The organism is Nitrospina sp. P1_D6 (assembly GCF_052156615.1).
Taxonomy (GTDB): domain Bacteria; phylum Nitrospinota; class Nitrospinia; order Nitrospinales; family Nitrospinaceae; genus Nitrospina.
In genome coordinates this window covers 69,454-81,382 of sequence record NZ_JBQKUN010000006.1, presented here as the reverse complement: position 1 = coordinate 81,382, position 11,929 = coordinate 69,454, and the positions used below count along the sequence as shown (strand labels likewise).

9 protein-coding genes are annotated in these 11,929 nt (G+C 46.4%); all 9 read left to right on the top strand.

The window, feature by feature from the left end; genetic code table 11:
• Positions 1-92: 92 nt before the first annotated feature.
• The 9 genes from ACTRXA_RS11430 (at position 93) to ACTRXA_RS11390 (ending at position 11,809) form a co-directional block, all read left to right on the top strand.
• Positions 93-377, top strand: a complete 285-nt coding sequence (locus ACTRXA_RS11430) for a type II toxin-antitoxin system RelE/ParE family toxin (protein ID WP_282010455.1) — start codon at positions 93-95, stop codon at positions 375-377.
• Positions 378-391: 14 nt separating this feature from the next.
• The gene (locus ACTRXA_RS11425; protein WP_442427323.1) at positions 392-670 is read left to right on the top strand and encodes a HigA family addiction module antitoxin; all 279 of its coding nucleotides are present in this window, start codon (positions 392-394) and stop codon (positions 668-670) included.
• A 130-nt stretch (positions 671-800) separates the two neighbouring features.
• Complete coding sequence (locus tag ACTRXA_RS11420; RefSeq protein WP_442427322.1) at positions 801-3,851, top strand: BPTD_3080 family restriction endonuclease; 3,051 nt, start codon at positions 801-803, stop codon at positions 3,849-3,851.
• Positions 3,848-4,954 (top strand): hypothetical protein, encoded by a 1,107-nt coding sequence (locus tag ACTRXA_RS11415; RefSeq protein WP_442427321.1) that lies wholly within the window; start codon positions 3,848-3,850, stop codon positions 4,952-4,954. Before ACTRXA_RS11420 ends, ACTRXA_RS11415 begins: the two co-directional genes overlap by 4 nt.
• A 5-nt stretch (positions 4,955-4,959) precedes the next feature.
• The gene (locus tag ACTRXA_RS11410) at positions 4,960-7,905 is read left to right on the top strand and encodes a site-specific DNA-methyltransferase (RefSeq protein WP_442427320.1); all 2,946 of its coding nucleotides are present in this window, start codon (positions 4,960-4,962) and stop codon (positions 7,903-7,905) included.
• A gap of 10 nt (positions 7,906-7,915) precedes the next feature.
• Positions 7,916-8,620, top strand: coding sequence for a dual OB domain-containing protein (locus tag ACTRXA_RS11405; protein ID WP_442427319.1), 705 nt, complete (start codon positions 7,916-7,918; stop codon positions 8,618-8,620).
• 2 nt (positions 8,621-8,622) lie between these two features.
• Entirely contained in the window at positions 8,623-9,252 is a 630-nt protein-coding gene (locus tag ACTRXA_RS11400; protein WP_442427318.1) for a DUF488 domain-containing protein, read from the top strand.
• Positions 9,249-9,680: a DUF488 domain-containing protein gene (locus tag ACTRXA_RS11395; protein WP_442427317.1), complete on the top strand. Its 432-nt coding sequence runs from the start codon at positions 9,249-9,251 to the stop codon at positions 9,678-9,680. The genes ACTRXA_RS11400 and ACTRXA_RS11395 overlap by 4 nt, the downstream gene beginning before the upstream one ends.
• A gap of 29 nt (positions 9,681-9,709) precedes the next feature.
• Positions 9,710-11,809, top strand: coding sequence for a 3'-5' exonuclease (locus ACTRXA_RS11390; protein WP_442427316.1), 2,100 nt, complete (start codon positions 9,710-9,712; stop codon positions 11,807-11,809).
• The last annotated feature ends 120 nt before the right edge of the window (positions 11,810-11,929 follow it).

Genomic DNA, 11,929 nt, shown 5'->3' with positions numbered 1-11,929 from the left:
AAGCCCCAGCCGAGCTTTCCCTTGAGGGAAAGGCAAAAAGGGTGTCCAAAATCTATGCTTTACAGATGTACGTTTAAAGCGTACACTTAGGTATGAAGATAAAAAAAGTCCGCCATCGAGGATTAAAGCGGTTCATCGAGAAAAACGATCCTAGCGGCCTTCCATCCGCCAAAGTGGAAAAAGTCCGGGATATTATCACCGCTCTCGTGGTGGCGGAAAGCCCGAATGATTTGCCGGTTTTTCCGGGATGGCGTCTTCATAGGCTTAAGGGCGACCGCAAAGGCCAATGGAGTATTTCCGTGACCGGCAACTGGCGGATCACCTTTGTACTGGAAGATGACACGATTCAGGAATTGAATTTGGAGGATTACCACTGATGAAGAATATAGGAATGATACCCTCACACCCAGGGGAATTTGTCCGGCGGCAGGTGCTGGAGCCGCTTGAATTGTCCATCAGCCACGCGGCTGAAATTCTGGGCATACGGCGGGCTACCTTGTCAGACTTGGTCAACGGGAAAACCGGCCTGTCCCCTGAAATGGCGTTCAGGCTGGAAAAAGCGTTCGACGTGAAAATGGATTTTCTCTTGCGCATGCAGGCGCTCTACGATACCGCCCGCATGCGGCAATCCGGGAAGAGCATTGACGTGGCCCGGTTTCATCCAAATTAGGTAACAGGTCGCCTAATAAATGAAAGGGAGAGCGATGACGAATTGGAAAAACCCCATACACCCCGGAGAGATTCTGGATAATGATCAATATTGAATATAATTTTCACTTTAATTGTCTGGGGTAAATTGTATGGCTGAGAATTTTTATGGAAAGCCAATATTAAATTCACCGTATGCGGAGCCGATACGTCACCATGCGTTGGATGAAGATGGTCAACCCACAGACCAACCTCCAATAGAGGGACGACGGAGGTCTGAGCATATAACGCCTGTTCCTAAACCCAGAAAACAAAAACGAAAATTTTCTGATCCTAAACAGTCTACCCTTGGCTTAACCGGCAATGACGGCATATCGACAGAGGAGCAAGAATACAATCCTACCCCTATTATTAATGAAATCCGTTCCTATGTCGGGGCATGGCGTAACATACCAAGCCCGAACGATTGGGGCGTAACCCCGGCCACGGCAAGACTTCTTCAACATTGGCGACACCATGATTTCCAAGGGATTCGACCCTTCTTTTGCCAAATTGAAGCGGTTGAAACAATAATCTGGCTTACCGAAGTGGCCCGCAAACATAAGGCCTATAAAAAATTCTGGGATCATATTGAAGGAGCTAATGAACAGGCCAACCCAAATCTTATCCGCCTGGCAATGAAAATGGCGACTGGTGCAGGTAAGACCACGGTAATAGCAATGTTAATGGCCTGGCAAACGGTAAATGCCGTTCGATTTCCCAGCAGTAAAAATTTTACACGTGGCTTCTTAATTGTTACTCCCGGCATCACGATTAAAGATCGATTACGCGTTCTCATGCCAAATGATCCAGATAGTTATTATAAAACCCGCGAACTTGTTCCAAGCGATATGCATGAGGACATGAACAAGGCCAAAATCGTAATCACCAATTATCATTCATTCCAGCTTAAGGAACTTATTGACACCAACAAGGTAGGACGGTCCCTTCTTCAAGGACGAGGCGAGCCGATTAAAACCAAGGAAACCGAAGGGCAGATGGTCCGCCGAGTGGCGGAAGAACTTATGGGGCTTAAAAATATCATTGTTATCAATGACGAAGCACACCATTGCTATCGTGAAAAACCAAACAACCAGGACCTTGGTGACTTAAAAGGCGATGAGAAAAAGGAAGCGGAAAACCAGAATAAAGCCGCACGTCTTTGGATAAACGGGATTGAGGCTTTTAAACGCAAACTTGGGGTTACTGTTGTTTACGATCTTTCAGCAACACCATTTTTTCTTCGAGGTTCTGGATATGTTGAGGGCACGCTATTCCCTTGGACGGTAAGCGATTTTTCCCTGATAGATGCGATTGAATGCGGGATTGTGAAATTGCCTCGGGTGCCGGTGGCAGACAATATCCCCGAAGCCGAAACACCGATATTCCGTGACCTCTGGGAGCACATTGGCAAGGAGATGCCTAAAAAAGGTAGGTCAAAAGGCGGAGCCGATGTAAGTCCACTTGATCTTCCATCAAAACTACTTACAGCCTTGCGCGCTCTATACAACCATTATGAAGAAACTCACCAGAAATGGCAGGAAGCAAGCATTGAAACCCCGCCGGTATTTATCGTGGTCTGCAATAACACTTCTACTTCAAAGCTTGTTTATGAATGGATTGCAGGTTGGCAACGCCCCAATGAGGACGGGGAACTTATTTTCGAACATAACGGTCATTTACCATTATTCCGGAATTTCGATGAGCACGGTAACCGACTCCATCGACCTATAACCCTCCTGATCGACAGCGAACAGCTTGAATCCGGAGAAGCCCTGGACAAGGATTTCCGCGAAGCCGCTGAATTGGAAATTGAACAATTCAAGCGTGAATTGAAACAGCGTTCTGGATCAGGCGATGTGGGCGAGGTTTCTGATTCAGACCTGCTACGCGAAGTCATGAACACCGTAGGCAAAAAGGGACGACTTGGAGAACAAATCCGGTGCGTCGTTTCGGTTTCCATGCTCTCAGAAGGTTGGGATACAAATACAGTCACGCATATCCTTGGGGTTAGGGCCTTTGGCACGCAACTTTTATGTGAACAAGTCGTGGGACGTAGCTTGCGTCGTTATTCCTATGAGCTTAATGATGAGGCTCTATTTAATGTCGAGTATGCAGACATTATGGGAATCCCCTTTAATTTCACGGCCAAGCCGCAAGTGGCAAAGCCTGTACCGCCGCGCCCAACTGTTCGAGTCCAGGCTGTCAAAGAACGTTCTGAACTTGAAATTGCCTTTCCGCGTGTGGTGGGATATCGGATCGACCTGCCGGAAGAGCGTTTGAAGGCGGAATTCAACCCCGATTCCAGGCTGGTGTTGACGCCAGAAATGGTCGGTCCCGGCCAAACTCTATTGGAAGGCATTGTCGGTGAGGGTGTCACCCTGACGGTGGCTGAATTGAAAGAAAAACGCCCCAGCACTATTTCCTATGAATTGGCCAAACACATTCTTTATTCCCATTTCCGGGATGATGATGGTGAACCGAAATTGCACCTGTTCGGCCAACTAAAGCGTATTGTCCGACAATGGATTGACGATGACTATCTTGAATGCAAGGGCGGCACCGGCTCATGGATGTTGCAATATCTCGATATTGCCAATGAAGCCGCTGAGCGCATTTACCACGCCATTGCCGGAACCATCGGTGATGAGAAGAAAGTTCTGGCGGTTCTTGACCCGTATAACCCCAAAGGCTCCACCGCCCATGTTGGATTTCAAACCAGCAAGGATTTATGGACGACCGCTCCAAATAAATCTCATATCAATTACGTTGTCTGCGATAGCGACTGGGAAGCGGAATTTGCCCGCGTTGTGGAACAGCATCCGCGCGTTATTTCCTATGTGAAAAATCAGGGCCTGGGTCTGGAAATTCCCTACAAAGACGGCTCCACGGCCCGCCGTTATCTGCCGGACTTTATCGTCCGGATTGACGACGGGCAGGGACCGGATAATCCGCTCAACTTGATCGTGGAGGTCAAGGGTTACCGCAGGGAAAACGTCAAACTGAAATCCGAAACCATGCGGACCAAATGGATCCCCGGAGTGAATAATTTAAAATCCTGGGGACGATGGGAATTTGTAGAGTTCAGCGACGTTTACGAAATGGATACGGAATTTAAATCCCTCATAGATGGGGTTATTGAAGGGCAGGAAAAGGTGGCATGACCAATTCTGAACCTGATAGAGAACAATCCGCTACTGAAGAGATGGAATTTATTCCCTTCCATTTTGATGTGCCCGATCATTCCCTGCCTTTGTATCAATTTATTGACACAGCCAAAAACACACAATCCATTATTGATAATTTCAACCAGGAGTTTTTTGAAGGAAAGGTTAAATACCAAATTTATGTGGTGACCCCAAGAGAGGGTGGCCTGATCGAGATATTAGGAATTCTCGTTTCAGTGCCGGGATCAGTCTTGGCCTTTCTAAGCACTGAAATAGGAAAGGCATTTACCAAAGGGCTAACTGGCCAAGAGCCGATATTTTGGGCCGAGCGATTTGGAAAAAATATAAAAGAATATTTTTTACAAAAAATTAAAGGGTCGTCAGACAAAGAAAAAGGGGATGAGGAAATCGCCCCTTTGGACGGAAAGGAAGAGCAAAAGTTTGCTGCCTTAATTATTGTTCAGATAATTATTGGTTTTTTGAAAAAGGAGCCTGAAATACTAGAACCCCTCGGCCTCTCGAAAGAGAAATTCTGGCCAGCATATCGTGCCAAAAACAATATCTATCAGGGATGTATCGACAACCCGGAAGTGAAGGGGCTTGGTTTTGATACAACGCATACATTCCCCATTACACGAAAAGAATTCCCCAGATATATTGTTGAGGTTCCTCCGGAAATTGAGACGGAAGAGGCTGTCCCGGATCGTAAATGGGTGGTGGACACCCCGCATATAACCGTATATTCACCTAGCTGGAAGCGGGAAAGCCGGGGATGGCGGGCCGATACCAGGAATTATCAAGATGTCGTTTTTTCTATCGAAGACGAAAACTTTTGGGCGCATGTGGAGGTCAAAGACATTAGACCTGACATTAAGGATAATATGCATGTTCAATGGGCCTATCCAGAAGGAAGTGGAAAGCCTTCAGGAGTAAGGGTCTTAAGGGTACTAAAGTACAATGGAACCAAAATATCGGACCCGCTGACGGAAGAACAAATTAAAGTGGAGTTGGAAAATTATTCCGTGGAAAAAGACGATCAAATGGATTTATTTGAAAACGATGATGACAATTCATCTTCACAGGAAAACCAAGAGGGCTGAAGGGTATGGCAAAAAGAAAGACTTCAAAATCTCCGAAACAGATTGCGGCACTGAAGCATGAGGATGCCAAGCGGAAGAATATTCCAACGGTGGAATTGCAGTCAGCGGCCCAACGCATGGAGGAGATGGAGCCCGCCCCGCCGGTTACCTATAAGCGGAACAAGCCTCTGTCCAAGGGGGAAACGCGCCCCCGCGACCCCGACCTGGACCCACAAATGGTCTGGAAGGGTACCCGTGTCCGTTTGACCAAAGAACAAATAAAAAAGGTCACCGAAAAGGGCTATGTCGATCTGGACGAAGCGCAAATTGTCTGGCGAGGCAAGGACCAGCAGGACTGGTCCGACCTCGTGGTTCATGCGCCCCCTCTCTACATTCAGGAGAAAATCCACCCCAAGGCCATCATTGATGATTTAAAGCGGCAGACGGAAGAGGCCCGACAGGACAAACAAACGGATATGTTTGACCTGTTCGCCGATTTCAACGGTATCGACCCGGAAGCCAAGACGGAGTTTTACGCGCATGACCAAAACTGGTCCAACAGGATGATTCTGGGGGACAGCCTGCAAGTCATGGCAAGCCTTGCTGAACGAGAGGGGCTACGAGGCCAGGTTCAGTGCATTTATTTCGATCCGCCCTATGGAATTGGCTTTAAATCAAACTGGCAAGTTTCCACACGGTCGCGTGATGTGTCTGATGGAAAGATGGATCACATAACTCGAGAACCTGAGCAGGTGAAAGCTTTCCGCGACACCTGGAAAGATGGCATTCACTCCTACCTGACTTATTTGCGAGATCGCCTCACGGCCATGCGAGATTTGCTAACTGATAGTGGTTCAATTTTCGTTCAAATTGGTGATGAAAACGTCCACCGTGTACGAGGGTTGATGGATGAGGTATTTGGCGAAAAAAACTTTATTAGCCTTATTGCTGTCCAAACCACTACAGGCTTTGAAACCAACTACCTCGGCAACATTGCAGATTATGTTTTGTGGTATGGAAAAGATAAAGATAAGGGAAAAGCACGCACCCCATATTATCGTAAGGAATTTGAATTGGGCCAAGGTAATGCTAAATGGCTTATGTTTGAAGATTTTTCGTATCGTGGAGTTAAGGCTACCGAAAAAAGAGGTGAAGAGCAGATTCCAGATAATGCCCGCCCCTACAAGCCAGATAATATTATCTCTCAAGGCAGGTCAAAAGAACCACAACCTTTTTTTTATAATGGCAAGAAATATGATAGTTGGGAGAAAAACTCCCATTGGAAAGCCTCACATCCTGTCGGAATGAACAGACTTGCAAAAGCAGGCCGTATTCATGTTGCTGAGAATTCTATTCAGTATGTGCGGTTCCACACAGATTTTGATGTTGCAGTGCATGGAAATATTTGGACAGATACAGGATCAGGGAACTTTACTGATGATAAAGTCTATGTGGTGCAAACTAATGCAAAAGTAATCGAGCGTTGCATTCTTATGGCTACAGATCCCGGCGATCTAGTTCTGGACCCGACCTGCGGTTCCGGCACCACGGCAACAATGGCCGAACAATGGGGGCGACGCTGGATCACGGTTGATACTTCTCGCGTTGCGTTGGCCTTGTCTCGAGCGCGGCTGATGGGCGTTCGCTACCCCTATTATTATCTTTCTGATAGTCCAGAAGGCCGGACTAAAGAGCAAGAGGTGACTGGCAAAATTCAACCTGATACGCCCACCCATGGTGACATACGGCAGGGTTTCGTCTATGAACGCGCACCTCATATCACACTTAAATCTATTGCCAACAATGCTGAGATAGACGTGATCTGGGAAAACTATCAGGAAAAAATGGAGCCGGTACGTGAAAAACTGAACAAGGCTTTAAAGAAGAAATGGGAAGAATGGGAAATCCCACGTGAACCCGATGAGGGCTGGTCCAAAGATATTCAAAAGTTACATAAAGACTGGTGGGATTTACGGATCAAGCGTCAGCAGGAAATCGACAAATCCATTGCCCAAAAGGCGGATGTAGAGTTCCTGTACGATCGGCCTTATGAGGATAAGTCCCGTGTCCGCGTGGCGGGACCGTTTACCGTTGAAAGCCTCTCTCCACACCGCATCGTGCCATCAGATGAAGCTGAGTTACTCCAAAATAGTGACCCCGCTAAGAAAAATAGCAAATCGAAAACGAAACAGGTCGGTGAACCTCTCACCGACTTCACCCAGATGGTGCTGGAAAACCTGAAACACGCCGGTGTCCAGCAGGCGGCGAAAGAAGACAAAATAACATTCACCGCGATGGAAGGTTGGCCGGGGGACTATATTGCCGCCGAGGGGCATTTCATGGAAGGCAACACCACAAAACGCGCCGCCATTTTCATCGGGCCTGAATTCGGCACCGTCAGCCGCGCCGATTTGACCGCCGCCGCGAGGGAGGCTTTGGACGCGCGGTTTGATGCCCTGATCGCCTGTGGATTTAACTTTGAAGCGCATACCTCAGAACTCAACAAGCTTGGTCCCTTGCCAATCCTCAAAGCCAAAATGAATCCCGATCTGCATATGTCCGATGAACTCAAAAACACCGGCGCAGGCAATCTGTTTATCATCTTTGGGGAACCGGACGTGGAATGGGATTTTGACAAGGACGGCAACATTGTCGTTGAGGTTCTGGGGATCGACGTATTTGATCCCAAAACCGGTGACGTTCGCGCCAGTGGCAAGGATGATATCGCCGCGTGGTTTATTGATACCGATTATAACGAGGAAAGTTTTTTCGTACGCCACGCCTATTTCTTGGGAGCCCAGGACCCTTACCAATCCCTCAAAACCACCCTGAAGGCTGAAATCGATCAGGAAGCCTGGGAGACCTTATACCGTGATAAATCCCGCCCATTCCCCCGCCCGGAAAGTGGGCGTTTTGCCGTGAAGGTCATCAACCACTTCGGCGACGAAGTGATGAAAGTTTTTGCGGTGTAGGAGAAGAATAATGGGAAAATATATTGTCACTGACTTAACCAGATTTTCAAATCCAGATATGGTATGTACCGCCGTTATTGATATGGATACAGGAGATTGTTTAAGGCCGATGCCTTATTTTGAGAGCAGCACTGTTGAGAAACTGAATATGCATCCTGGTGCAATTTTAGAAGGAAATATTACTTTAAACTCAGGTGCGGAAAAACCGCATATAGAAGACGCATCATGGAGCGACTTAAATTACACGGGTGCCGCATCAGGGGATGAATTTAGAACTATTTTGGATGAATCGTTGTCTGATTCTGTTGAATCTGGCTTTGATATAGCATTAGTTGAAAATCAAAAGCACATTCCCGTCGGGGTACATGCGCAATGCTCTATTGTTACGATCAAATTATTACCAGCCGCACTAAGCATCCACGAGGATCAATACAAACCTGGAAAGATTAGAGCTTCTTTTACTGATGCCGAAGGCCACTACTTTAGTTATTTATCTATAACTGACAGGGGCTTTTTTGACTATGCAAAGCAACATCAAAACGATGGACAACTTAGAAACGTTAGGCAGTTTGTCCAATCACAGGAAGAATTATATTTGAGAGTCGGCCTAAGTAGACAGTATCAGAATCCAAACGATGGTAGAAATGGTTATTGGCTACAAGTAAATGGAATTTACACATTTCCAAACTTCTATCAAGAGATAAGGAAATATTAGTGATGCATAATACCATTTTCACAGTCGGCCACTCAACCCATGAAATGGAGAAGTTTGTCAGATTGCTAAAGATGTATGACATTACGGCTATCTGTGATGTGCGGTCATCACCTTACAGCCATTATAACCCCCAATACAACCGAGAGAAGTTAAAGGCTAGCTTGCTGGAAAACGGGATTAAGTACGTTTTTCTTGGAAAGGAGCTTGGTGCTCGAAGTGACGATCCGACTTGCTATAAAGATGGAAAGGTTCAGTATGATTGTCTTGCAAAAACAGAACTTTTTAAGATAGGGATTGAACGATTATTGAAGGGTGCCAGAGATTATAATATTGCATTAGTTTGCGCTGAAAAGGACCCTCTCGAATGTCATCGAACTATACTCGTTGCCCGCGAGCTTGAAAAAAAGGGACTTTCAATTTTTCATATTCTTGGAAACGGAGAGATTGAGACGCACGATGAAGCGATGGCAAGGCTCATTAAAGGCCTAAATTCTGGTCATGCTCACGATCTATTCATATCAGAAGAAGACATTCGCAATCAGGCTTATTCAAGGCAGGCAGAAAAGATTTCCTATACTCTTCCAGATGATGGTGATGAGAGTCCCCCTACGAACATGAAAGCGGCAAAATGAAGATATTTACCATTGGTTTCACAAAAACCTCAGCAGAGAAATTTTTTGACCGGTTAAGAAAATCTGGAGCAAGAAAAATAATCGATGTTCGCCTGAATAACGTTTCTCAGTTGGCAGGCTTTGCTAAGCGCGATGATCTTAAATATTTTGCAGATAAAATTTGTTCTGTAGGCTATGAACACCTACCAGTATTGGCTCCCACGAAAGATATATTGGATAAATACAAAAAAAATAAAGGCTCTTGGGATGAATACGAAAGAAGCTTCTATCATTTGATGGAGAAACGTAAAATTGAGGAGATTGACAAGGAAATACTTGATGGTGGCTGTTTACTGTGCAGTGAAGACAAGCCGCACCACTGCCATCGGCGATTGGTCGCTGAATATCTCAAAGATAAATGGGGTGATGTAGAGATTGAACATCTGTAATAAATAAAAGAGAGATAACCAATTAGACAATGAAATTCTGTATTGCCGATAGCTTTCCCACCGCCTTACGCAAATTAACCGCACAAGAGCAGAAAACGGTTAAAACAACGGTTTTTGATCTTCAATTGGACTCATCCTCACCCGGTCTTCAATTCCACCGAATTGATAAATCTAAGGACTCCAATTTCTGGTCCGTGCGTGTCAGCCGCGATATCCGCCTTGTGGTACACAAAACATCGGAAAGCTTTTTAATCTGCTATGTAGATCACCACGACGATGCATACAAATGGGCAGAACGCCGAAAAATCGAAATCCACCCTAAAACCGGCGCGGCACAGATTGTTGAGGTGCGAGAACGAATTGAGGAAATTCCGGTTTTCAAATCAGTTGAGGTAGAAAAACCGGAACTAACCCAACCATTACTGTTTTCCCATATTGTCCAGGAAGAATTACTGGAATATGGGGTGCCGGAAGAATGGCTGGATGACGTTAAGGCCGCAACCGAAGACACTCTTTTTGACCTTGCTGAACACTTGCCCCAGGAAGCCGCCGAAGCACTTCTGGACCTTGCCGTGGGCAAAAAGCCGGAAGTGGCAATTACTCAGGAGCCGGTTACCACCGATCCTTTCTCTCACCCAGATGCCCAACGTCGTTTCAGGGTTTTGGAAGATGTAGGCGAACTCAAACGGGCATTGGATTACCCTTGGGATCAATGGATGGTCTTTCTTCATCCTTCCCAACGCCGTGTCGTGGAGCAAACCTTTAATGGACCCGCACGGGTTTCGGGCTCTGCGGGAACTGGAAAAACTGTGGTGGCCATCCACCGGGCCGCTAATATCCTGAAAAAGAATCAAGATGCAAAGCTATTATTAACTACGTTTTCCCTACCACTGGCCAATGCTCTTGAAAGTAAGCTTAAAATCCTAACTGGAGACGATAAATCCATTGTGCCGCGCGTAACCGTTTTGCCCTTTCGCGGCGTGGCACACGATCTTTTCACTCTGGCTTTTGGCTATCATCCTCGTGCAGCTTCGGAAGAGCAGGTACGAGGATTCCTAGAGTCTTCCGCGCGAGATTTGGGTATTAAGAAATTTACCACGCGGTTTCTGGTTTCGGAATGGACGCATGTCGTTGATGCATGGCAAATTGACACCCTTGAAGCTTATCGCGACGTGCCACGTCTGGGACGCAAAAACCGTATGAGCACCAGCAAACGTGAACTGATCTGGCCAATTTTTGAACAAACGCGAAGGAAACTTGAAGAGCAGGGAATAATGTCGTGGCCTGAAATTTTCGGAAAGGTTACAGCCCATTATACTGATAAGGAACACAAGCCATTTACACATACAATTATTGATGAAGCACAAGACCTCGGCGTACCGGAGTTAAGAATGCTTTCTGTTATTACACCGGGCGGACCAGACTCGCTGTTTTTTGCAGGCGATCTTGGCCAGCGGATTTTTCAGGAGCCGTTTTCATGGAAGTCACTTGGCGTGGAAATCAAGGGACGATCCCAGACACTCAAGGTGAATTATCGCACTTCCCACCAAATACGGAAGGCTGCCGATTTGCTTTTGCCCAAGCTTGTGCGCGATGTTGATGGTAACGAAGAAGATAGAACTGGCACGGTGTCGATCTTCAATGGTCCCGAGCCCGAAATACAGACATTCGATAGCCAGGAACTGGAAATCGCAGGTATCGTGAACTGGATGAAACAGGGAATGAAAGACGGCGTAGAACCGGCGGAAATCGGTATTTTTGTCCGAACCAAGAATGAACTCAGCAGAGCCCGAGAAACTGTAAAACAATCAGGCCATATCCCTTTGGAGCTTTCAGAGCGGGCGGAGGAACCGGCGGGCCGGATTTCCATCGGAACGATGCATTTGGCAAAAGGCCTTGAGTTTAAGGCAGTCATCGTTATGGCCTGCGACGATGAAATTCTTCCTCTTCAGGAACGTATAGAAACCGTCGCCGACGAATCCGAATTGGATGAGATTTACGAAACGGAACGGCACCTGTTTTACGTTGCCTGTACGCGAGCCCGCGACCGGTTACTCGTAAGCGGCGTAAAACCCGCTTCCGAATTTTTTGAAGATCTAGGAAGACAAAAGCCAGAGATGGCAAATTAAGGAAACAAAACGTATTGCAGAATTGGTTTTAATTTAAATCTGTTAAAAGCTTACCAATTTACTTCTGTCCCGAACAAGTGATCCAAACAAAATCGGATAATAATCATTATAGGGAACAAA

Excerpts from the sequence above, each read along its gene's own strand:
- ACTRXA_RS11425 (WP_442427323.1), top strand. The coding sequence starts at position 392 with ATGATACCCTCACACCCAGGGGAATTTGTCCGGCGGCAGGTGCTGGAG.
- ACTRXA_RS11420 (WP_442427322.1), top strand. The coding sequence starts at position 801 with ATGGCTGAGAATTTTTATGGAAAGCCAATATTAAATTCACCGTATGCG.
- ACTRXA_RS11430 (WP_282010455.1), top strand. The coding sequence starts at position 93 with ATGAAGATAAAAAAAGTCCGCCATCGAGGATTAAAGCGGTTCATCGAG.
- ACTRXA_RS11405 (WP_442427319.1), top strand. The coding sequence starts at position 7,916 with ATGGGAAAATATATTGTCACTGACTTAACCAGATTTTCAAATCCAGAT.
- ACTRXA_RS11415 (WP_442427321.1), top strand. The coding sequence starts at position 3,848 with ATGACCAATTCTGAACCTGATAGAGAACAATCCGCTACTGAAGAGATG.
- ACTRXA_RS11410 (WP_442427320.1), top strand. The coding sequence starts at position 4,960 with ATGGCAAAAAGAAAGACTTCAAAATCTCCGAAACAGATTGCGGCACTG.
- ACTRXA_RS11395 (WP_442427317.1), top strand. The coding sequence starts at position 9,249 with ATGAAGATATTTACCATTGGTTTCACAAAAACCTCAGCAGAGAAATTT.
- ACTRXA_RS11400 (WP_442427318.1), top strand. The coding sequence starts at position 8,623 with ATGCATAATACCATTTTCACAGTCGGCCACTCAACCCATGAAATGGAG.
- ACTRXA_RS11390 (WP_442427316.1), top strand. The coding sequence starts at position 9,710 with ATGAAATTCTGTATTGCCGATAGCTTTCCCACCGCCTTACGCAAATTA.